The sequence below is a fragment of the Lactonifactor longoviformis DSM 17459 genome (assembly GCF_900129135.1).
Lineage (GTDB): Bacteria > Bacillota > Clostridia > Lachnospirales > Lachnospiraceae > Lactonifactor > Lactonifactor longoviformis.
Genome location: NZ_FQVI01000002.1, coordinates 228,608 through 250,296 on the forward strand (window position 1 = coordinate 228,608; position 21,689 = coordinate 250,296).

Genomic DNA, 21,689 nt, shown 5'->3' on the forward strand with positions numbered 1-21,689 from the left:
CACTACCCGGGGCAACGTTGCAACCAACCAAAATCTCACGCACCGTATTCCGCCGGGCTAATTCACAGGTTAATTCCAGAAAGAGGGAGAGCACATGTTAAAACACAAGGACCATTTTCATGGCAGTGATTTAGAAAAAATCGAGGAAATCTACGGAATAAAGAAAGAAGAGATAACAAGCTTCAGCGCTAACGTTAACCCGTTAGGAGTTTCCTACCAATTGAGGAAAACATTGTCAGATCATATTGATGCCGTTACCAGTTATCCGGATCGGGATTATAAAAAGCTCCGCCAGTGTATCGCCGCCTACACAGGTGCCCAGCTGGAGAATATCATTGTAGGAAATGGATCCACAGAATTGATTTCACTGTTTATTCAGACAGAGCACCCAAAAAAGGCCTTAATACTGGGACCCACATATTCTGAATACGAAAGGGAAATTACTCTGGGCGGAGGTACCACCCTTTATTATCCTCTGAAAGAAGAAAATGATTTTCAGATGGATACCGATGATTTTTGCACCCATCTCACGGAGGGAGTAGATCTTCTGGTTCTCTGCAACCCCAATAACCCCACCTCAACAGCCATTACCAGTACACAGATGCGTCAGATCCTGGATACCTGCCTGGAGCACGGTATTTTTGTTATGGTGGACGAAACCTACGTAGAATTCGCTCCCCAGGAACAGGAGATCACTTCTGTCCCCCTCACGAATTACTATAATAATCTAATCATCCTGCGCGGAATCTCAAAATTCTTTGCAGCACCCGGCCTGCGCCTGGGGTATGCCATCACCGGCAACCAGGATATGGTGAAGCAGATCAATACAAGAAAGAATCCCTGGACCATCAACTCCCTGGCTGAAATCGGAGGGCAGATTATGTTCCGGGATACAGAATATATACAGGAGACCAAAAACCTCATCTTTTCTGAGCGTGACAGAATCTGCAGAGAGCTTCGTACCTGGGACAGTGTTAAAATCTATGAGCCCAAAGGGAATTTTATACTGGTCAGGATACAGAAAGAGGGGGTAACTGCAGAGGAGCTTTTTGAGCACTGCATAAAAAAAGGTCTTATGATTCGCAATTGCTCCACATTCCCGTTTTTAGACGAGAGCTATGTCCGGTTCTGCATTATGAACCATGAACAAAACGATAAGCTCCTGGATGCATTCCGGGAACTGCTGTGCCCGTAATATATTACCATAAAAAGAGACTGTAATCTAAGCCTGTGTCACGGCTGATTACAGTCTCTTTTTCTCTAATCGGTAAAGCGTATTGCTGTACCATAGGCCATAATCTCAGATGCTCCCTGCATCACTGAGCTGGACGAATACCTCATAGCCACTACGGCATCTGCTCCCATGCTCTGGGCGTCCTCCTCCAGTCTCTTGGTGGCCAGCGCTCTCGCTTTATTCATCATCTCATTGTAAGAGGTCAATTCCCCTCCTACCAGTGTTTTGAAACTGTTCATAATATCCTTGCCGGCGTGAACCGTCTGGATAGTAGAACCCTTGGCAATCCCAAGCATTTCGTATTTTCTGCCGGGTATTGCATCCGCAGTCATAATAAGCATATTTCATTACCTCCCTCTGCGAGTACTGTTAATATTTGCTCAAATCATCCTTATCCTCGTCGTCAATCTCTTTGATTCGCCTGACCAGCGTGACAATCAGAGCAGCTATAACGGCAAGACCGATGAGAAAAAAGACTCCTCCTATCAGAATGCTTCCCCCTGCAAACGTACCTGCAAGAAAGCCTCCCAGAGCCCAAACAAGGACCAGGATACACAGGATAATAATGATCAGTATTGGTGCACCTTTTTCCAGAAATCGTTTCATCCTTCTGCCTCCCGTCATTTACATCTATTATACTATACCATCTGTGAAAATTCTACTGGAAATCAAAGAGAGACATCTGGTTGGAATCCGGAATATCCCCGAACAGGTTCAAATCGCTCATCAGGTCAATGACCGTCTTACTCACCTTTGTACGTATCCGGAAATCATCCTTTGACAGAAATTCCCCGCAGGCGGCAGCCTCCACCACAGCATCAGCCGCACGATCTCCAAGTCCTTCGATGGTATCCAACGCCGGCATCAGCTTCCCCTCTACAATCCGGAAGGTATGTGCCTCTGCCTGGTAAAGATCAATGGGAACAAATTCGAACCCCCGGGCATACATCTCCTGCACCACCTTCATATCCTTGTAGGTATCCTGCTCTTTTTTGCTCAGGGTGTCCATCCGCTTCTGGTAATCATCCATAAAATATTCAAGTTTCTCCTTTCCCTGACACATAAGTTCATAGGAAAATGCTGTGGCCCTGATACTGAAGAACGCCGCATAGTACGCCAGAGGGTAGAAAATCTTACAGTAGGCAATTCGAAAAGCCATCATAACGTACGCAGCAGCATGGGCTTTGGGGAACATATACTTAATCTTTTTACAGGACCAGATATACCAGTCCGGCACTCCATGCTTCGTCATCTCTTCTTCCCACTCCGGCTTCAGTCCCTTTCCCTTCCGCACAGACTCCATGATAGTAAAGGATAAGCCGCTCTCCAGTCCTTTCTGTATCAGATAGATCATAATATCATCCCTGGTACAGATAGCGGTAGAGATCGTGGCCTTTCCCTCCTGAATCAGGGTCTGGGCATTGCCCAGCCAAACATCCGTACCATGAGCCAGCCCGGCGATACGCACCAAATCAGAGAAAGACTTGGGCTGAGTGTCAATCAGCATCTGCATGGCGAACTCAGTACCGAACTCCGGAACCCCCAGACACCCTAGGGGACAGCCTCTTATATCCTCGGGAGTAATGCCCAGGGCATCTGTTCCCTGGAACAGGGACATTACCTCCTGGCTGTCCAGAGGAATCTCCCTGGCATTAATGCCTGTCAGGTCTTCCAGCATACGGATCATGGTAGGATCATCGTGTCCCAGAATATCCAGCTTCAGCAAGTTGGAATCAATGGAGTGATAATCAAAATGTGTAGTTATAATATCGCTGCCCATATCGTTGGCAGGGTGCTGCACCGGGGTAAACTCTTCAATATCCCACCCGATGGGAAGTACAATGATCCCCCCCGGATGCTGGCCTGTGGTCCTGCGTACGCCGGTGCAGCCCTGGACAATCCGGTTAATCTCACAGTTCCTTTTTCTGGAGCCCCTCTCCTCATAATAATTTTTCACATAGCCGAAGGCCGTCTTCTCTGCCAGGGTACCAATGGTTCCTGCTTTAAAGGTCTGGCCATAGCCAAAGATAACTTCTACATAGCGGTGAGCCTTTCCCTGGTAGTCCCCGGAGAAGTTAAGGTCAATATCAGGCTCCTTATCCCCCTTAAATCCCAGAAATGTCTCAAACGGAATGTCAAACCCTTCTTTCTGGAGATTGGCCCCGCACACCGGACAGACTTTGTCCGGCATATCACAGCCGGCGCCTCCGGCGTACTTCTTTACATCTTCCGAGTCAAAGTCACTGTAGTGACACTCTGAGCAGTAATAATGAGGGCTCAGGGGATTCACCTCTGTAATCCCGGACATGGTTGCAGCAAAGGAAGAACCTACGGATCCACGGGAGCCTACCAGATAGCCGTCACTGTTTGATTTCCACACCAGCTTCTGTGCAATCATATACATAACTGCGTAGCCGTTGGATATAATAGAATTTAATTCTCTTTCCAGCCGCTCGGTAACGGGAGAGGGAAGATCCTCCCCATAAATCTCATGGGCTTTCTGATAACAGAGTTCCCGCAGCATCTCATCAGAATTGGGAATCACCGGAGGACATTTCCCCTTATGAACCGGGGATATCTTTTCGCACATATCCGCAATTCTATTGGTATTCGTAATCACTACCTCCTCAGCTTTTTCCCTTCCCAGATAAGAGAATTCGGCCAGCATTTCTTCTGTGGTGCGCAGGTACAGGGGAGCCTGATCGTCCGCGTCGTCAAATCCCTTTCCTGCCATAATAATTCTCCGGTAGACTTCGTCCTCCGGGTCCAGAAAGTGGACGTCACAGGTGGCAACCACTGGTTTATTAAACTGTTCTCCCAGTTTAACAATCCTGCGGTTAATATTCATCAGGTCCTCCTCGGTGGAAACCTCAATCTTATCGCTTCTCAGCATAAAGCCGTTATTCCCCAGGGGCTGGATTTCCAGATAATCATAGAAATCAGCCAGCCTTGCAATCTCCGTCTCCGGTCTGCCGTTGAGGATCGCCTGGTACAGCTCCCCGGCCTCACAGGCGGAACCAATGAGCAGGCCCTCCTGTAGCTTCAGATACAGACTCTTTGGCACTCTTGGTCTCCGGTTATAGTACGTGAGATGTGACTGGGATATGATTTTATAGAGATTCACCCTTCCCTGATCGCTGGCGGCCAGAATGATCGCATGATAGGTAGGCATCTTCATTACTACCTCAGGGGTAACCGCCCCAGCTTCATTCAGCTGATCCAGATTCTCAATTTCCCTCTCCTTCAGCATTTCTATAAATTTCACAAAGATTTCTGCCGTACAGGCCGCATCATCCACTGCCCGGTGATGGTTCTGCAGAGAAACCCCCACTGCTTTGGCGACGGTATCCAGCTTAAACCGGTTCAGGGCAGGCAGAAGAAATCTAGCCATTCCTACGGTGTCGGCATAGGTAAAGTCCGTCTCAATGCCCAGATCTTCACAGTTTTTCTGAATAAAGCTCATATCAAACTCTGCATTGTGCGCCACCATGACTGCCCCGCGGCAAAACTCCATGAACCGCGGCAGAATGTCCGTAATCTCCTCTGCCTGGGAGACCATATTATCATTTATCCCTGTAAGGGTCTCAATCCGAAAAGGAATGGGCACCTTAGGGTTTACGAACGTGGAGAAGCGATCTGTGATCTTTCCTTCTTCCACTCTCACAGCCCCTATTTCAATGATTTTATTCGCCAGAGGGCTGAAGCCGGTAGTCTCGATGTCAAAAACCACAAAAGTGCCATCCAAATCCTGTCCTTTGCTGTTGGCCACAATGCCCTTGAGATCATCTACCAGATATGCCTCCACCCCATAAATAATTTTGAAATCCGCATCTTTGGGCATATCCCAGGTTGCGTGAAGCGCATCCGGGAATCCCTGTACGACCCCGTGGTCAGTGATCGCTATGGCCTTATGCCCCCATTCATATGCCCTCATAATCAGAGCTTTGGCATCCGAGACACCGTCCATCTCACTCATCTTCGTGTGACAGTGGAGCTCCACACGCTTTTCCGGACTGGTGTCTGCCCTGCTGCTGGTAAAGTCAGCAATCTTTTTTATCCCCACAACTGAGCCTATTGTTAATTCACTGTCGAATCGGTCAATGGTAGTGACACCTTTCAGCTTAATAAATGCCTTCACCTTTATCCCGGCCAGAATCTCTTCCACCTGATCGTTTCTGGCAAACATTTTCACAGTGATTGAATCCGTAAAATCCGTCATGGAGAATATGATAATTGTCTTTTCATTTCTGATTTCCCTGGTCTCCAGAGACATGATTTTTCCGCGGATACATACTTCTCCCATCTCTCCCGTGATATGCTCCAAAGGCAGAGCCTCATCATCAAAATCACGTCCATATAATACCTCAGGATTATCAGAACGCTTCACAGAACGGCGGAAGTCTCCGCCCCCAGTATTCTTTCCAAAGCTTCCCCTGCCATTTCTCTTATCTGCCGCCCCGGCCTTCCCCGGAGCCTTGGACATGCTTTTTCCCTGTGCAGGAACATCTTTTTTCTTGTCAGACGCCGGCTTTTCTTTTTCTATGGACTTCTCCGGCAGTGCCTCCTCATGGAGTTCCTCCACAGAGTAATTTCCCCCGGCGCAGTTTCCGAAAGATGACTGGGCAATGATATGGGCAGCTTCCTGCTGAATCCTCAGTTCACTGTTCTTTCTGGCTCTGCTCTCCTTGGCCTCCAGATACAGGGGCTCTACCTTCAGAGATAAACCGCATCTCTCGCAGAACACCTTTTCCAGATACTCTGTCAGCTCTTTCTCCTTCGTGGCAGCAAGCACCGACTGAGGGATCTGAAGAACCATTCGTTCCGGCTCCGGGAACTCTACTTTTGCTGTGGCCAGCAGATTATAGACAAGGATACTGTATTCCTTTAGTTCTGTCAGCATACTGTTCCGGTAGACTTCATAGAGGTTTTCCGGCGTATACTGGGAGGAAAGGCTGAATTTTTCTATGATTTTCACTTCCATGGACACACCTGAAAAAAATTGGGAGGAAATGGCCTCTTCCAAATCATAAATATATTTTTTATGTATCCACTGACGGCTGAGGAGATATACCCTCAGCCGGTCTTTCGCAGAGTTGGAAGCTACCTTAGTAACCTGAACTCCATCCAGCAGTTCCTGAAGCTTATCTTCTACTTTAAGATTGGGAAAAACTTCAAAAAAATCTTTTTCCATATTACAAAACTCCTATTGTTCCCAATGTTCCAGCTCCTTGCGCAGACAGGAAAGGAGTTCACCCTCAGGTACCTTGCGGATTATCTCCCCTTTTTTAATCAAAAGCCCTACGCCTTTGCCTCCGGCGATTCCAATATCAGCTTCCTTAGCCTCCCCCGGTCCATTGACCACGCATCCCATCACAGCCACCTTAATATCCAGGGGGAATTCCTGTACCATAGTCTCCACCTGATTGGCCAATCCAATAAGATCAATTTCTGTGCGTCCGCAGGTAGGGCAGGAGACCACCTCTATCCCTCCCGTTCGGAGTCCCAGGGTTTTCAGGATCCCTTTGGCAGATTTAATTTCTTCCACCGGATCTCCTGTCAGTGACACCCGAATGGTATCGCCGATTCCCTGATAGAGAATTATTCCCAGCCCAACAGCAGACTTTATATTCCCGGAATACAGAGTTCCCGCCTCGGTAATTCCCACATGCAGAGGGTACTGTGTCCGGCTGGCGATTAACTCATGGGCTTTCACACACATCATTACATCTGAGGACTTAATGCTGATCACCAGATTATCATAGCCCAGCTCCTCAATGATCTTCACTTTGTCCAGTGCACTTTCCACAAGTCCCTCTGCAGTCACCCCGTGATACCTCTCCACCAGTTCCTTTTCCAGGGACCCGCTGTTTACCCCGACGCGAATAGGAATATTTCTCTCCTTTGCTGCATCCACCACGGCCTTGATACGCTCTCTGCTGCCAATGTTCCCAGGGTTAATCCTAATCTTATCCGCCCCGTTCTCCATAGCCGCTATGGCCATCCGGTAGTCAAAATGAATATCCGCCACTAGGGGGACAGATATTTGTTTTTTTATCTCTCTTAACGCCAGAGCCGCCTCCATAGTGGGAACTGTACATCTGACAATCTCACACCCAGCCGCCGTGAGGGCCTGAATCTGGGCAACTGTTCCCTTCACATCCTCTGTTTTTGTATTTGTCATAGACTGTATAAGAACAGGATTACCGCCGCCGATAACCCTGTCCCCTATAGAAACAACTTTTGTATGATCTCTGTACATTGCATGTTCTCCATTTCTTTCCTGGTTTTATATAAAAAGTTAACTTTATTGTTTCAATCCATGCTGCCCTCGCAGGCAGTGACACAATCTTAGCACAGTTTTTCCGCCATTTCAAGATTTCAATCCACACTGCCCTCGCAGGCAGTGACAGTATATGCCGTGGATTTTGATGGGACGCTTTGTATTTCAATCCACACTGCCCTCGCAGGCAGTGACTAGATGACCGAATTTCAATATAGGGGGATAAACATATTTCAATCCACACTGCCCTCGCAGGCAGTGACCTACAGTCCCGGCAATCCGTGGGACGCCCCAGGATTTCAATCCACACTTCCCTCGCAGGCAGTGACGAATAGCGCTCTCATTTAGCAGCCTTTCTTTTCTATTTCAATCCACACTGCCCTCGCAGGCAGTGACTAGATGACCGAATTTCAATATAGGGGGATAAACATATTTCAATCCACACTGCCCTCGCAGGCAGTGACCTACAGTCCCGGCAATCCGTGGGACGCCCCAGGATTTCAATCCACACTTCCCTCGCAGGCAGTGACGAATAGCGCTCTCATTTAGCAGCCTTTCTTTTCTATTTCAATCCACACTGCCCTCGCAGGCAGTGACGTGTTTTTTATGTTTATTTTTCAGAAATCAGTTAAGATTTCAATCCACACTGCCCTCGCAGGCAGTGACGTTTTCTCGGATGCACAGAAACTTAAGGGATTCTCTATTTCAATCCACACTGCCCTCGCAGGCAGTGACAAATGCAATAATAAACAGATCAGGGGATGATGTGATTTCAATCCACACTGCCCTCGCAGGCAGTGACGGTACAGCGTATTACTTAATATATTCAGATTATATTTCAATCCACACTGCCCTCGCAGGCAGTGACAGCAATTATACATAATCTAATTCTATTTTACCACTTGATTTTTGTTAATTCCATACAAAAATACAATATCCCATACTTTTCTTCTTCCTTTTTCCAAACATGTATTCCCCTATTTCAGGTGCGAATCCCCCGGTACTTCTATGTTCACTTATGGTTCGCACCTGAAAGAAAACTATACACAGTGTTTGCCGTTGGGTCTCAAAATTATATTTTAATGAACGGTGTACTCATTTGCCTGCCTGAAGAGCAGTATTAAGATATAGCTTCCTATCTGCCATTATAACTCATTTTGCTTCAAAATCCCATCAGGGGCGGAGGAATATGGAAATTCCTCCGCCCCTGCAGATGATTACAGAGCGTCCAGCGCTTCCTGCGCGGTCTTCTGTGCCTCGTCCAGCGCCTCCTGTGCAGGTATATTTTCAATTTCAACTTTATCCGCAGCTATCTTCAGGGCATCATATACCTTTCCTCCTGTGGGATCGATAGGGAGAATGGATGCGTGCATAGACTGTTCCAGCGGAACCAGTATCTGCGGATTCTCCTCTGAAAATGCCTGGAATTCCTCATTTTCTTTGACAGACTGACGGACCGCCACATAGCCGGTTTCCATCGACCATTTTGCCTGCTGCTCTGCCTCAGTAAAGTATTTCATAAATTCATAGGCCCCCTGCTTTGCCTCGTCGCTGCCGCCCTTCACCATGGTAAACTGCAGAGCTCTGGCAACTGGTGCCGGAGGATTATCATGGAAGCCCGGCTGAGGCATAGCTGCCACCACCGAAAAGTCAAGATCCGCCTGATCCCCTGAGGAGCCGGTATACCCTCCTGCCCGGTTTTGGAGAACATCATCCATGGTGTCATACCAGTACTGCCAGCCCTGTCCGCCGTAATGAATCCTCATAGTCTTATCCTCGTGAATCCACCGGCGGAAGGCTTCCCAAACTTCCACCCATTCCCTGGAATTAATCAAAACGGATTTACCGTCCTCGCTGAATACAGATCCTCCATTGCTGAATACCGCATCCATAAGATTATCCTCATTGTACATAGGCTCCCATCCGTAGAAAGTGGTTTCCTCTCCTTCCCTGACTGTCATACTCTCGGCTGCCTGTGCCAGATCCTGCCAGGTTTTTATATTGTCCGCCTGAATGCCGGCTTTCTCAAAAGCCTCTATGTTATAGTACATCACCTGCGTAGTTCCGTAGGCCGGAATAGCAAATAGCTCTCCGTCCTCTGTAAATCCCTGATTGTAAAATACCGGGATAAAATCTTCTGTATTCATGGATGCATCTTTTTCCACAAAAGTATTCAAATCTTCCAGAAGCCCCTTTTCTGCCAGATTTACTGCCTTGTCTGCATCCAGCAGCACCACATCCGGCTGCTTTTTCCCGGCTATGGCTGCCTGGAGCTTCTCGTAGGTCTCATCGTAATCCGCCTGGACAACCCCTTTTGCTTCATAGATATCCTGGCTGCTGTTAAACTGCTGAATAATCTCATCCAGCACCTTGGTCGCTGTCTTGCCCCCGGAATACCACACTTTCACCTGTACCCTGTCTCCGGCATCTTCTTTGCTGTCTGCCTGCGCCGTCTTTTGGCATCCCCCCAAAAGTCCGGTGCACAAGCCCAAAACAAGTACCGCTGCTGCTGCTTTCATTGTTTTCATAATTCTTTTCTCCTCTCTGAATCCATTCCTTCTGTTACCCTTTCATCCCTGTATCGCTGATCCCTTTAATAAACCATTTTTGTGTAAATAAGAACAGCAGCAAAAGGGGGATGACAATAACCGCACTGGCTGCCATAACCTTAGGCCATTCTGTGCCGTAAGCACCGCCTTCTATAAAAAACATCCGCAGCCCCTGGGAAATGAGCGCCTTATCCGGTGTCTCCGTAATAAGAGAGGGCCACATATAGCTGTTATAGCTTGTGATAAAGCTCATAAGAATAAATGTAATAAATGTTGGGCGGGTAAGTGGAAACACAATCTTCCACAGAATATACCACGGTCTGGCTCCGTCTACCTTAGCCGCCTCAACCAATCCGTAGGGCAGCTGCATAAATGCCTGCCGGAGCAGAAAGATCCCAAAAATATTTACGGTACAGGATATGGTAAGTCCTGTCAGGCTGTCCAGCAGGTTCAGCTGGGATAATATAATATAGCCAGGGATATATGTGGCTGCGGGAGGAAGCATATACGTTCCCACCACCACCAGAAACAAGGTTTTGCGGCCCCTAAATCTCATAAATGAGAGCGCATATGCCATCATTGCCCCTGTAACCACCTGAAGAAGGACAATGGCTGCCGACACCAGAAGGCTGTTGCCCATATACCGGAGGATAGGAGAGTGGAAGATCACTTCCGCAAAGTTCCCCCACTGTGCCTCCTGGGGCCAAAAAACCTCTGTGTTCATAACCTCTGCTTTTGTTTTAAGCGCGCTGATGACCATCCATAAAAATGGAAATGCCATAACAAGGCTGATTCCGGCGAGAAATATGTGCTTTACTGCCTCTCCGGTTATCCACGCCAGCTTTCCAGTCTTTGCAGTCCTTGTTATGCATCTCTCCTGGGCTATCTTCCCTGAGGGAAGCTTCAGTGCCTGTAAATTCTCCATACTGGAACACTCCCTTTCTAATAATGTACTGATTTTTTTGAAACCGCAAACTGTATTCCCGCCAGCACTGACGCAATGATCACCAGAAGCACACCGGATGCCGCAGCCTGCCCCATATGAAACTGTTCAAAGCCCAGCTGGTAATAAAGATACAGCAGTGTTCGGGTGCTTCCCGAAGGGCCTCCCTGGGTCAGAACCTGAATCTGGTCATAAGCCTGAAGCGCATTGACTGTATTCAGAACCACCAGAAACAGGGTGGTGGGAGAAACCATAGGTATGGTTATATGTCTCATGAGTGCCAGTTTAGATGCCCCGTCTACCTTCCCCGCATCGTACAGCTCTTCCGGAACCTTTGCCAATGCCGTCAGATAAAATATCATGGCATACCCCAAGGTTTTCCAGAGGGTAACCAGAATCACGGAAAGCATTGCCGTTTGAGAACTGTGCAGCCACTGCAGAGCCGGCATATGTAAAAAACGAAGCACAATATTAGCAATTCCGGTATCTGGTTCAAAGATCCAGGTCCATACGATAGAGATAGCCACCGTAGGAGTAATCCATGGTGAAAATAAAATAAACTGGTAAAATTTACTCCCTTTCTTCAGACTTCTCACCAGAACAGCCAGCAGAAATCCCCCGGTAATCACCGGAATAGCTGTCCCCAGTCCGAAGACCAGTGTATTTTTAAGAGCAGGGAAAAATCCTCCTGTGCTCAACAGATCTTTATAATTTTTCAGACCTACAAAATCATATTCCGGGGTCATATAATCCCAATTAGTAAAACTGATCCATCCGGAACGGATAATAGGGTAAATCCAAAATACGATTAGGGGTATCAGAATCGGCAGTACAAAAAATAATGCCTCTCCCCGTCTTCTCCATCTATACATTCTGTGCTCCCTCCCGTCTTTGTTCATTTTTTGAACTTACATCATTTTACTTCGGTTCCACAGGATTGTCAAGTATTTTTGTTCATTTTTTGAACTTGTATCTGCACATTGCGTATTGGAGTACTTTCCTATGATACAAAAAAGCCGGTACAGAACAGGTAGTGTATTACCTGTTCTGTACCGGTCTCTTCCCAGTCATATACTGTTCCTTACGATTCTCAACCGTTAATCTGCAATAATTTCGTTTTCAGTTCATTTTCCAGGCGGTTCATTTCCACTTCAGCTTCCCTTCGCTTCTGCTTCCCTTCCTGCTGAATCTTCATCACCTCATCCAGCGTAGAGATAAGAGATTCGTTGGTCATTTTCAGCGTCTCCATATCTACTATGCCCCGCTCTGATTCTTTTGCAGTTTCTATGGTTGCCAGCTTCAGTGTCTCTGCATTCTTTCTCAGCAGATCGTTTGTCATATCTGTAACCTGGCGCTGAGCCTCTGCCGCCTGGGTGGAATGAGCCACACCCAGTGCCAGCACCATCTGACTCTTCCACAGTGGGATTGTGTTGACCAGAGTGGACTGAATCTTCTCTGCCATCAGAGTATCATTGCCCTGCACCAGACGAATCTGAGGTGCCGTCTGGATAGAAATCATCCTGGTTAATTCCAGATCATGAATCTTTTTCTCAAAACGATTGCAGAGAGAGTCCAGATCCTTGGCTGCCTGGGCGTCCTCAGGAAGCCCGCTGGACTGCGCCTTTGCCATAAGGCTGCTGAGTTCCTTCCCCCTGACCTCCTGAAGCTTCTTCTTTCCTGCCAGGATGTACATGGACAGCTCTTTAAAATAGGTCAGATTCAACTGATACATCTTATCCAGCACTGCTATGTCCTTCAAAAGTTGAATCTGATGTTTCTCCAACACCTGACAAATTTTGTCTATATTTACCTCAGTTTTGTCAAACTTTGTCTTCATGGCTGTAATCTTGTTGGACGTCTTTTTGAAAAATCCCAGAAAGCCCTTTTCCTCTTCTTCTACATCAAAACTTTTCAGCTCGGAGACTACATTGGAAAGGAGATCTCCAATCTCTCCCAGATCCTTTGTCTTTACATTTTCCAGGGCCCCTTCGGAGAAATCCGCCATTTTTTTCTGGGTTCCCGCTCCGTACTGAAGGATAGCATTGGAATTATTCAGATCTATCTGCTGGGCAAACTCGTCCACCATCTTAATCTCCTCCGCGGAGAGAATATCATCATTCCAGGTCTTCTCAGGCTCCTGAGGCTTAGGCTCTATGATCTCTTCCTTTGTGGGAAGGGGATCAAAGGTCAGTGTAGGGGTTGCAGTGAAATCCTTAAATTCTTCGCTCATATGTTATCCTCTTTTCTTAAAAGTCCTTTTTTGTCAGTCCCTCTTGTGCCAGCATTGTCTGAAGCACAGAGATGTCCGTGGAGATATCCCATGCCGTGTCCTTAAAGAAACTGTCCAGCAGATTCTCAAATGCCGTACTGATGGTGTCCAAAGTCTCTTCTATCTCTCTTTTTGCAGTTGCTATATTCTCTCCCTGCACCGGCTGGGCATCCAGTTCCTCGTACGCCTTCAGCAATTTCATCGTAGTGGGCAGATAATAATCCATAAATTTTCTCAGATCTGCTATCAGCTCCGGATGCTGTTCCACCCGCTGGAAAATCTTTTGTATCACCACTTCCAGACGGGAAATCTTTTTCGATATCTCAACCCCGGGAATGGCGTCATTGCTGCCCTTGATGGCCTCCAAGTAATCATTTCCTTCCTTAATTACCTTTCTGGCCTCCTCAGACAAACCGCTTTTTGGCTTTGCTGCCTCCTGCTGCAATTCCTTTTGTCGGATCTCCAGCTGCTTTTGAGCCAGCTGGTACTGTTCATACACATCGTCTGATGCAATCAGGCAGGTATTCTGCCGATCCAGATGTCCCTGCAGAAACAGACCTCTCTCGATCATATTTCTCAGGTCTTTAATCACATAATTCTCTGACTTTCCCACCATCTGAGCCAATTCTTTAATGCCGCAGTAATTCCGGCCCCGTAAGCCGCGAATATAATTTTTGAATCGCTTTAGCCGCCCCAGAATGGTGCTTCCCTTCCAGGTCATAACCACGCTTCCGATAAGCAGAGGAAGCATAATAAATATAGGGATGCTGAAAGCTGCCCCCATACTTCCGGTCGCAATTGCGACAATCAGCAGTATCAACACAGCAATCCCCAGGCCTCCGGTCAGGATCCCCCCAGTGATCGTCAGTGCATATCCCGCACAGGAGCTCGGACCGGTTTTTGCAAAGAGCGAAGGAGAGCTTTTTACTATCTCCCTGGGCCTTATATAGCTGTTCTTGTTTTGGTAACGGTATCTTCCCTGCTGTTCTCTGACTTCCTCCTGAATGCGCTGCCCGGCCTGTCCGGCCGCAGAGCCTGCATTTCGGATCGTACGGTTCACATTCTCCATTGCGCTGGTAACCGTATCACTGATCGACTGATTTAATTTATGAAAATTCTGGGAATCTATAGCATTTTCCACTATGTCACGAATCTCATCCCCCAGATTAATCCAATCCTGATTGGCCATCTTGCCCTCCCTGTATCTGTATTGTATTCTATCATGTTTCGTCCTACAGTGAATTATATATGATATAATAAGAAAAATCAATGCTTCCGGACAGGTCTTAAACGTTAAAAAAGTTCCGGAGGTTAACTTCCGGAACTTTTCTTACTTTATTCTTAAACCTCAACGGTCCATCCAAACTTGTCTTCTATCTTTCCCAGCTGGATTCCTGTCACTGTATCGTATAATTTCTGACTCAGTTCTCCGATCCCACCGTCTCCTATCTGGAATACATCATCCTCATAGCGAAGATGTCCAACCGGTGATATAACAGCTGCCGTACCGCTTCCCCAGACTTCTTCCAGAGCGCCTGTTCTGGCTGCCTCTTCCAGCTCATCCACAGATACTTTTCTTTCTTCCACAGGAACTCCCCAGGATTTGCACAATTCTATACAGGTTCTTCTGGTAACGCCGGAAAGAATAGAGCCGTTCAGCATAGGCGTCACTACTGTCCCATTTATTTTAAAGAAAATATTCATAGCTCCTACTTCTTCAATGTACTTTCTCTCCACGCCGTCCAGCCAGAGCACCTGGGAATACCCCTCCTCATGAGCCTTCATCTGAGATGCCATAGATGCCACGTAATTGCCCCCGGTCTTTGCCTCTCCAATTCCGCCGCGGACAGCCCTGACATATTCATCCTCAATCCAGATTTTAACAGGATCCAATCCCTCCGGATAATAGGCTCCTACCGGAGATAAAATAATCATAAATTTATAGGTATAGGAAGGTCTCACTCCCAAAAATGGATCTGTCGCAATTACAAAAGGACGTATGTAAAGAGATGTCCCCTCTTTTGTAGGGATCCATGCCTCATCGATTTTCACTACCTGCTTAATTGCCTCCATAAATATATCCTCAGGGATCTCAGGAATCATCAGTCGGCGGTTGGAATGGTTTGCCCTCTCTATATTCTTATCCGGGCGGAATAACAGAATCCTTCCGTCCTCTGTCTTGTATGCTTTTAAGCCTTCAAACATTTCCTGTCCATAGTGGAACACCATGGCGGAGGGTTCCAGTTCCAGGTTATGATATGGTACAATTCGTGGATCGTGCCATCCCTTTCCATCCGTATAATCCATCTCAAACATGTGGTCTGTAAAAATAGTACCGAATACTAACGGATTATCCTTGTCCGGAATTGGTTTTGGATTTGTAGTTTTCTCAATCTTAATCTCTAACATGTGATTTTCCTCCTCTATCTACAATCCACTTTATCGCTACGACGTGTTACACTGCAATATCATGAATCTTTTTTTATTATTATACTTTTTTCAGACACTGTCAAGAGACAGACCCGAGAAAATCAGGCCTTTTTCCTCTCATATTTGACAAATTCGTATTCCAGGTCAAAATATGTCTGTTCCTCACTTTTTCCCGTAATCTCCCATTCCTCGTCCTCATCCAGGTTGGGAAAGAAGGTGTCAGCTTCAAAGGCAAAATCAATTCTCGTCACATGGGCTGTGGAGCAGTATGGCAGAAGAAGTTTATAAATGCTGTCTCCTCCGATGACATAAATCTCCTCCTCCTCATAGGGCTTCAGAGCCTCCGCAAGTTCCTCCAGGGAATGAACCACTGTCCCTCCCTTAACGCTATATCCAGGATTTCTGGTCAGTATTATGTTCGTCCTGTTTTTTAGCGGCATCTGATTGGGGAAGCTTTCCAGGGTTTTTCTCCCCATAACAACAACCTTGCCGGTGGTCTGGTTCCGGAAGAACTTCATATCAGAGGGAATGCTGACCAGAAGTTTATTGTCTTTTCCGATCCCCCAGTTTTTATCTGCGGCTACAATTAAATTCATAGAGTTCTCCTTTCTTACTACACAGCTATAGGGATATTTTTGATCTGGGGGCCTGTCTGATAATCTTCCACCGTCAGATCATTCACAGTAAATTGATAGAAATCCCGAATCTCAGGGTTTAATGTCACCTTGGGCGCCGGATACGCCGGACGGGAGATAAGCTCCTGCACCAGAGGAATATGCCGATCATAGATGTGCGCGTCTGCAATCACATGCACCAGCTCCCCTGCCTTCATCCCCGAAACCTGTGCAAACATCATAAGAAGCAGTGAATACTGACATACATTCCAGTTGTTTGCGGCAAGAACGTCCTGGGATCTCTGATTGAGAATCCCATTGAGAATCAGCTGATCACTGTCTTTCTCCTTCGTAACATTAAACGTCATTGAGTACGCGCAGGGATACAGGTGCATTTCATGGAGATCCTGATGAACATAGATATTGGTCATGATTCTGCGGCTGTAGGGGTTCTCTCTCAGATCAAAGAGTACCCGGTCTACCTGATCCATCATTCCTTCTCTGTACTGGTGCTTCACGCTCATCTGGTAGCCGTAGGCCTTTCCGATGGATCCCGTCTCGTCTGCCCAGCTGTCCCACACATGGCTGTTCAGCTCTTTAATGTTATTAGATTTCTTCTGCCAGATCCATAAAATCTCATCCATAGCGCTCTTTAAGGCCGTGCGCCGCAGTGTCAGGGCCGGGAATTCCTTTGAGAGATCATAACGGTTTACTACTCCAAACCGTTTGATTGTATAAGCCGATGTACCGTCCTCCCATACCGGACGGACCTTCTCTCCCTCTGTGCTGGTACCGTTGTCTATAATATCCCGGCACATGGTGATAAATATATTATCTGCTAAACTCATGTTTTTTCTCCTTTATCTGTAATCAGTTGCCAGTCTCCGTAACGGGATGTCCCGATTTTTCCATTATAATATATACAAATACCCGGTGCAAGCAATTTGACGCCTCTTCTAAAACATGATATATTCTCGTAATAGGAGTGTGAACAAATGAAAAAATTTCTAATTTTACTTTTAAAGCCACTGTCTTTTCTTCCTGCCCTTGCAATCATGTACATGATCTTCTCTTTTTCCGGACAGACCGGCGCGGTCTCGTCCAATATCAGCTACAAGGTGAGCCATAAAATTGTAACCGTTGGCAGCGATCTTCTGGGTAAAGATTTTACAGAGGAGCAGATCGAATTTTATGTTGATAAGATTCATGGCCCGGTCCGGAAGCTGGCACATATGACAGAGTATTTTATCCTGGCAGTTGCCGTGTCCTTTCCGCTCTATGTATATAACCTGAGAGGTATTCCCCTCATGATTGTAGCCGGTGCCATCTGTGTAGCCTTTGCCTGCGGGGATGAGTATCACCAGTCGTTTGTAGAAGGAAGAGGGCCTTCCAAACGAGATGTCATGATAGACAGTGTGGGTGTATTCTTTGGAATTATTCTTGTAAGAATCGTGTGCTGGGTGTTTCTCGCCCCATCCAGGATGAGGAAAGCCAGACGCCGAAAAAAAAGAGCGAGGTAAGCCCGGCTTACTCCGCTCTTTTTTCATCCTCTTCTTCTTTCTCATCCTCTGGTTCAGGCTCCGGATCATTGGCTGCTTTAGTGCAGCGAATCCACCCCTTGATTGAGAAATACAGCAGTCCTGCGCCTATGATTCCAAAGGCTGCCCCTGCCAGCGCTATCCAAAAGGAGGGGGTCTCCCCTTTTACGTAACCCCCCACAAGAGAATACGCAATATAAATCAGATATGCCCCCGCCAGAATACGCAGCATATAGGTGCTTTTCATTCTGTTTGAATCCATAATTTTTCCTCGTTTCCTGTGGTTTTCTATCCTCTAGAATAGCAAATCTTGTCGAAAAAGGCAACTGCTGTTTTATCATCCTCCCGCTAAGAGACGGCAAACTGGCTCTCATACAGTTTGGCATAGAATCCATTTTCTTTCAGAAGTTCCTTATGATTCCCCTGTTCTATAATATTGCCATCCTTCATAACCAGGATAACATCAGCACTTTTAATGGTAGAAAGGCGGTGGGCCACAATAAAGCTGGTTCTGCCCTCCATAAGCTTTTCAAATGCCTGCTGGATCTTTATCTCCGTACGGGTATCGATAGATGAGGTAGCCTCATCCAGGATCAGCATAGGGGGCTTTAACAGCATTACTCTTGCAATACACAAAAGCTGTTTTTGTCCCTGGGAGAGGTTGCCCCCGTCTTCTGTAATGACAGTATCATATCCGTTTTTCATACGTTTGATAAAGCTGTGAGCATGGGCTGCTTTTGCTGCCTCCAGTATCTCCTCCCGGGATGCGTCCGGTCTTCCGTATGCTATATTCTCCGCTATGGTGCCTGACCGTAGCCAGGTGTCCTGAAGCACCATACCGAACTGCTGCCTCAGACTGTCACGTTTTACATGTCCCGCCTCATATCCGCTAACCTTAATGTTCCCGCGGTCAATATCGTAAAACCGCATCAGCAGATTGATAAGCGTAGTTTTTCCACAGCCTGTGGGACCCACAATGGCAATTCTCTGCCCGGGTTTCACGTTCAGATTGATATTCTCCAGAAGGGAGGTGCCGGGAAGATAGGAAAAATACACATGGGAAAGTTCAAGGCTCCCGTCGCACTCCTTAAGCTCCGCCGCGTCCTCAGGGTCCGGATCCACAGAAGGGGTATCCATAAAATCAAAAATACGCCGTGCACAGGCAAGTGCGTTCTGCAGCTCCGTCACTACCCCTGATATTTCATTAAATGGCTTCGTATACTGGTTGGCATAATTCAAGAAACAGGAAAGCTGTCCCACGGTAATTCCGCCGTTTAATACGGTGAAGGCTCCAAAGATGCCAACCCCTGTATATACCAGACCATTTACAAACCGGGTGGCTGGATTTGTTATAGATGAGAAGAACAGCGCACGGATCCCGCATACCCGCAGCTTCTCATTAACCTCCTGAAACCTTTCTTCTGCCTTTTTCTCATAGCAAAAGGCCTGTACCAGCTTCTGATTTCCCACCAGTTCCTCCACCAGAGATGTCATATCCCCTCTGGTTTCTGACTGAAGCTTAAACATGGAAAAGGTGCGCTTGGCTATAAAGCTGGCAACAAAGAGAGACACAGGGGTGATCAGGACTACAATAAGTGTAATCTTAACATGAATGGAGAGCATAAATCCCAGTGTGCCCACAATTGTGACTACCCCGGTAAACAGTTGGGTAAATCCCATAAGAAGCCCGTCTGAAAACTGATCCACATCTGTCACAATCCGGCTCATCATCTCCCCTGGCTGATTGCTGTCAATATATTTAACCGGAACCTCTTCCAGATGTGCAAATGCCTTTCTGCGGATATCCCGCACCACACAAAAGGTAACATGGTTGGTGGCCAGATTCATAAGCCACTGAGCCACGGCCGTAGCAGCCACTACAAACCCCAGTTTTACAATAATTTTCAACACCCCGTCAAAGAGAACCTGACCTTTTCCCAGAATAAGGTCTACCCCTTCTCCGATTAAGATAGGCGCATACAGGGTGAATGTCACACTTATAAGGGCAAATACAAGAATCACAGCTACGTATCCGCTGTAAGGCCGTATAAAATCCAATACTCTTTTCAATGTATCTTTCTGTTTCATCCCCTCTGCACCTCCTCTCCGGATAACTGGGAGGTACAGATCTCTTCGTATACCCGGCAGTTCTCCATAAGCTCCCGGTGGGTTCCCATACCTGCCATCCTGCCGTCATCCAATACCAGTATCTTATCTGCATATTTGATCGACGAAGCCCTTTGCGATACGATAAAAACGGTCATTCCCCTTGTCTTTTCTTTTATGGCTTTTCTCAGCGCTGCATCCGTGGCAAAATCAAGAGCTGAGGCACTGTCATCCAGAATCAGAATATCCGGCTTTCCCACAAGGGCCCTGGCTATAGTCAGGCGCTGACGCTGGCCGCCCGAAAGGTTACTGCCCCCCTGTTGAATTTTAAGATCCAGCCCCTCTTCTTTCGCTTCCACAAAGTCTCTGGCCTGGGCAATGTCCAGAGCCTCACGGATCTCACTGTCCGAGGCATCTTCTTTTCCCCATTTCATATTGTCCCGCAGTGTCCCCTGAAAAAGAACCGCCTTCTGAGGCACTAAGCCAATCCGACTGCGGATATACTCCAATTGATACTCCTGTATGGACCGGCCTCTAAAGAGCACCTCTCCTTCGGAGGTATCATATAATCTGGGAATCAGATGAACCAACGTTGATTTGCCGGATCCGGTTCCCCCGATAATTCCTATGGTCTCACCCTGAGCGGCCGAAAAAGATATCTCCTCCAGCGCATTTTCCTTTGCATTTGCATAAGAAAAGGATACCCCTCTGAATTCCACAGCCGGCACCTCCCCATCGCCCTCACTTCCAGTCTTTTCTCCCCCGCACATAGACGGCTGCGTATGAAAGACTTCATTGATCCGAATGGCTGACGCCGTTGCCTTTGTAAATGTGATGATCAGATTTGCCAGAGCAATCAGCGCCAGAAGAATCTGAGACATGTAGTTTATTAGGGCAATCAACTCCCCCTGGGTAATCTCCCCGCTGTCTACCACATAACCTCCGGACCACAGAATTGCCATTATCGCCAGATTCACTACTACATAGGTGGCCGGGTTGAGCAGGGCGGAGATCCTACCCGCATGCAGCTGTATCCTGGTAAGCGCTCCTGTGGTTTCCTCAAAACGGCTGATTTCTTCCTGCTGTTTTGAAAATGCGCGAACCACTCTGGCTCCTATGTGGTTTTCTCTGGTAAGCAGGGAAACTCTGTCCAGTGCCGCCTGAGCACTTTTGTAGATGGGGATCGTACTTTTTACTATAAAATAAATAATCAAAGAGATTACGGGCACGGCAATCAGAAATATCACCGTCATCTTAACACTTATAGTGAAAGCCATAAGTACTGCCCCCACAACAATAAAGGGAGATCTCAGAAACAGCCGCAGAACCAGATTCACCCCTGCCTGGGCCTGGTTAATGTCACTGGTCATCCGGGTTACCAGGGTCGGGGTTCCCAGGATATCCAGCTCCGTATATGACATATTGTTTATATGTGCGAATAGGTCTCTTCTCAGCGCTGTACCAAAACCCATAGCCGCTTTTGCCGCAAAATACTGGGCGGTCAGTGAACAGATCAGTCCCAGCACCCCGAAGGAAACCAGAAGAAGCCCCATACGCCAGATATAGGGCCTGTCATGGTTTCTAATGCCTGTATCAATGATAGCTGCCATAACAAGGGGCACAATCAGCTCAAAGCAGGCCTCCAGCATTTTAAACAGGGGGCCCATAATACTCTCTTTTTTATAATCTTTTAGATATCGAATCAGCTCTCTCATTGATTAGTTTC

At 47.1% G+C, this 21,689-nt stretch carries 17 protein-coding genes and 1 CRISPR repeat array; of the genes, 2 read left to right on the forward strand and 15 right to left on the reverse strand.

The window, feature by feature from the left end; genetic code table 11:
• Positions 1-94: 94 nt before the first annotated feature.
• Positions 95-1,195, forward strand: a complete 1,101-nt coding sequence (locus tag BUA56_RS03565; RefSeq protein WP_072849053.1) for a pyridoxal phosphate-dependent aminotransferase — start codon at positions 95-97, stop codon at positions 1,193-1,195.
• A gap of 65 nt (positions 1,196-1,260) precedes the next feature.
• Here the strand turns inward: BUA56_RS03565 and BUA56_RS03570 are convergent, their stop codons facing one another.
• From BUA56_RS03570 to thyA, 12 genes are all read right to left on the reverse strand, one after another.
• Entirely contained in the window at positions 1,261-1,575 is a 315-nt protein-coding gene (locus tag BUA56_RS03570) for a YbjQ family protein (protein WP_072849055.1), read from the reverse strand.
• Between the two features lie 28 nt (positions 1,576-1,603).
• A complete protein-coding gene (locus BUA56_RS03575) occupies positions 1,604-1,840 on the reverse strand; it encodes a hypothetical protein (RefSeq protein ID WP_072849057.1) in 237 nt (78 codons plus the stop codon).
• Positions 1,841-1,892: 52 nt separating this feature from the next.
• A complete protein-coding gene (locus BUA56_RS03580; protein ID WP_072849059.1) occupies positions 1,893-6,425 on the reverse strand; it encodes a PolC-type DNA polymerase III in 4,533 nt (1,510 codons plus the stop codon).
• A 12-nt stretch (positions 6,426-6,437) separates the two neighbouring features.
• Positions 6,438-7,493 (reverse strand): flavodoxin-dependent (E)-4-hydroxy-3-methylbut-2-enyl-diphosphate synthase, encoded by a 1,056-nt coding sequence (ispG, locus tag BUA56_RS03585; protein WP_072849061.1) that lies wholly within the window; start codon positions 7,491-7,493, stop codon positions 6,438-6,440.
• Between the two features lie 50 nt (positions 7,494-7,543).
• A CRISPR array of direct repeats spans positions 7,544-8,382; the repeat unit is 33 nt; unit sequence ATTTCAATCCACACTGCCCTCGCAGGCAGTGAC.
• Between the two features lie 349 nt (positions 8,383-8,731).
• Entirely contained in the window at positions 8,732-10,042 is a 1,311-nt protein-coding gene (locus BUA56_RS03590) for an ABC transporter substrate-binding protein (RefSeq protein WP_084067617.1), read from the reverse strand.
• Positions 10,043-10,076: 34 nt separating this feature from the next.
• On the reverse strand, positions 10,077-10,988 hold the full coding sequence (locus BUA56_RS03595; RefSeq protein WP_084067619.1) for a carbohydrate ABC transporter permease: 912 nt from the start codon (positions 10,986-10,988) through the stop codon (positions 10,077-10,079).
• 17 nt (positions 10,989-11,005) lie between these two features.
• Complete coding sequence (locus tag BUA56_RS03600) at positions 11,006-11,878, reverse strand: carbohydrate ABC transporter permease (RefSeq protein ID WP_242946720.1); 873 nt, start codon at positions 11,876-11,878, stop codon at positions 11,006-11,008.
• Positions 11,879-12,096: 218 nt separating this feature from the next.
• Complete coding sequence (locus BUA56_RS03605) at positions 12,097-13,236, reverse strand: toxic anion resistance protein (protein WP_072849066.1); 1,140 nt, start codon at positions 13,234-13,236, stop codon at positions 12,097-12,099.
• Positions 13,237-13,252: 16 nt separating this feature from the next.
• Positions 13,253-14,464 (reverse strand): 5-bromo-4-chloroindolyl phosphate hydrolysis family protein, encoded by a 1,212-nt coding sequence (locus BUA56_RS03610; protein ID WP_072849068.1) that lies wholly within the window; start codon positions 14,462-14,464, stop codon positions 13,253-13,255.
• 152 nt (positions 14,465-14,616) lie between these two features.
• Positions 14,617-15,684, reverse strand: coding sequence for a branched-chain amino acid aminotransferase (locus BUA56_RS03615; protein WP_072849070.1), 1,068 nt, complete (start codon positions 15,682-15,684; stop codon positions 14,617-14,619).
• A gap of 122 nt (positions 15,685-15,806) precedes the next feature.
• A complete protein-coding gene (locus tag BUA56_RS03620; RefSeq protein WP_072849072.1) occupies positions 15,807-16,301 on the reverse strand; it encodes a dihydrofolate reductase in 495 nt (164 codons plus the stop codon).
• 17 nt (positions 16,302-16,318) lie between these two features.
• Positions 16,319-17,167, reverse strand: coding sequence for a thymidylate synthase (gene thyA, locus BUA56_RS03625; RefSeq protein ID WP_072849074.1), 849 nt, complete (start codon positions 17,165-17,167; stop codon positions 16,319-16,321).
• A gap of 147 nt (positions 17,168-17,314) precedes the next feature.
• Here thyA and BUA56_RS03630 point away from each other — a divergent pair, with 147 nt between their 5' ends.
• On the forward strand, positions 17,315-17,839 hold the full coding sequence (locus BUA56_RS03630) for a VanZ family protein (RefSeq protein ID WP_072849076.1): 525 nt from the start codon (positions 17,315-17,317) through the stop codon (positions 17,837-17,839).
• A gap of 7 nt (positions 17,840-17,846) precedes the next feature.
• Here the strand turns inward: BUA56_RS03630 and BUA56_RS03635 are convergent, their stop codons facing one another.
• The 3 genes from BUA56_RS03635 to BUA56_RS03645 all read right to left on the reverse strand — a co-directional run bounded on the left by BUA56_RS03635 (position 17,847) and on the right by BUA56_RS03645 (position 21,678).
• On the reverse strand, positions 17,847-18,119 hold the full coding sequence (locus BUA56_RS03635; protein WP_072849078.1) for a hypothetical protein: 273 nt from the start codon (positions 18,117-18,119) through the stop codon (positions 17,847-17,849).
• Between the two features lie 86 nt (positions 18,120-18,205).
• Positions 18,206-19,945 (reverse strand): ABC transporter ATP-binding protein, encoded by a 1,740-nt coding sequence (locus BUA56_RS03640; protein WP_072849080.1) that lies wholly within the window; start codon positions 19,943-19,945, stop codon positions 18,206-18,208.
• A complete protein-coding gene (locus BUA56_RS03645; RefSeq protein WP_072849082.1) occupies positions 19,942-21,678 on the reverse strand; it encodes an ABC transporter ATP-binding protein in 1,737 nt (578 codons plus the stop codon). Before BUA56_RS03645 ends, BUA56_RS03640 begins: the two co-directional genes overlap by 4 nt.
• Between the last annotated feature and the right edge of the window lie 11 nt (positions 21,679-21,689).

Coding starts and splice junctions, on each gene's coding strand:
- BUA56_RS03580 (WP_072849059.1), bottom strand. CDS start 6,425: ATGGAAAAAGATTTTTTTGAAGTTTTTCCCAATCTTAAAGTAGAAGAT.
- BUA56_RS03630 (WP_072849076.1), top strand. CDS start 17,315: ATGAAAAAATTTCTAATTTTACTTTTAAAGCCACTGTCTTTTCTTCCT.
- BUA56_RS03575 (WP_072849057.1), bottom strand. CDS start 1,840: ATGAAACGATTTCTGGAAAAAGGTGCACCAATACTGATCATTATTATC.
- thyA (WP_072849074.1), bottom strand. CDS start 17,167: ATGAGTTTAGCAGATAATATATTTATCACCATGTGCCGGGATATTATA.
- BUA56_RS03640 (WP_072849080.1), bottom strand. CDS start 19,945: ATGAAACAGAAAGATACATTGAAAAGAGTATTGGATTTTATACGGCCT.
- BUA56_RS03605 (WP_072849066.1), bottom strand. CDS start 13,236: ATGAGCGAAGAATTTAAGGATTTCACTGCAACCCCTACACTGACCTTT.
- BUA56_RS03635 (WP_072849078.1), bottom strand. CDS start 18,119: ATGGATTCAAACAGAATGAAAAGCACCTATATGCTGCGTATTCTGGCG.
- BUA56_RS03610 (WP_072849068.1), bottom strand. CDS start 14,464: ATGGCCAATCAGGATTGGATTAATCTGGGGGATGAGATTCGTGACATA.
- BUA56_RS03620 (WP_072849072.1), bottom strand. CDS start 16,301: ATGAATTTAATTGTAGCCGCAGATAAAAACTGGGGGATCGGAAAAGAC.
- BUA56_RS03570 (WP_072849055.1), bottom strand. CDS start 1,575: ATGCTTATTATGACTGCGGATGCAATACCCGGCAGAAAATACGAAATG.
- BUA56_RS03590 (WP_084067617.1), bottom strand. CDS start 10,042: ATGAAAACAATGAAAGCAGCAGCAGCGGTACTTGTTTTGGGCTTGTGC.
- BUA56_RS03565 (WP_072849053.1), top strand. CDS start 95: ATGTTAAAACACAAGGACCATTTTCATGGCAGTGATTTAGAAAAAATC.
- BUA56_RS03615 (WP_072849070.1), bottom strand. CDS start 15,684: ATGTTAGAGATTAAGATTGAGAAAACTACAAATCCAAAACCAATTCCG.
- BUA56_RS03645 (WP_072849082.1), bottom strand. CDS start 21,678: ATGAGAGAGCTGATTCGATATCTAAAAGATTATAAAAAAGAGAGTATT.
- ispG (WP_072849061.1), bottom strand. CDS start 7,493: ATGTACAGAGATCATACAAAAGTTGTTTCTATAGGGGACAGGGTTATC.
- BUA56_RS03600 (WP_242946720.1), bottom strand. CDS start 11,878: ATGTATAGATGGAGAAGACGGGGAGAGGCATTATTTTTTGTACTGCCG.
- BUA56_RS03595 (WP_084067619.1), bottom strand. CDS start 10,988: ATGGAGAATTTACAGGCACTGAAGCTTCCCTCAGGGAAGATAGCCCAG.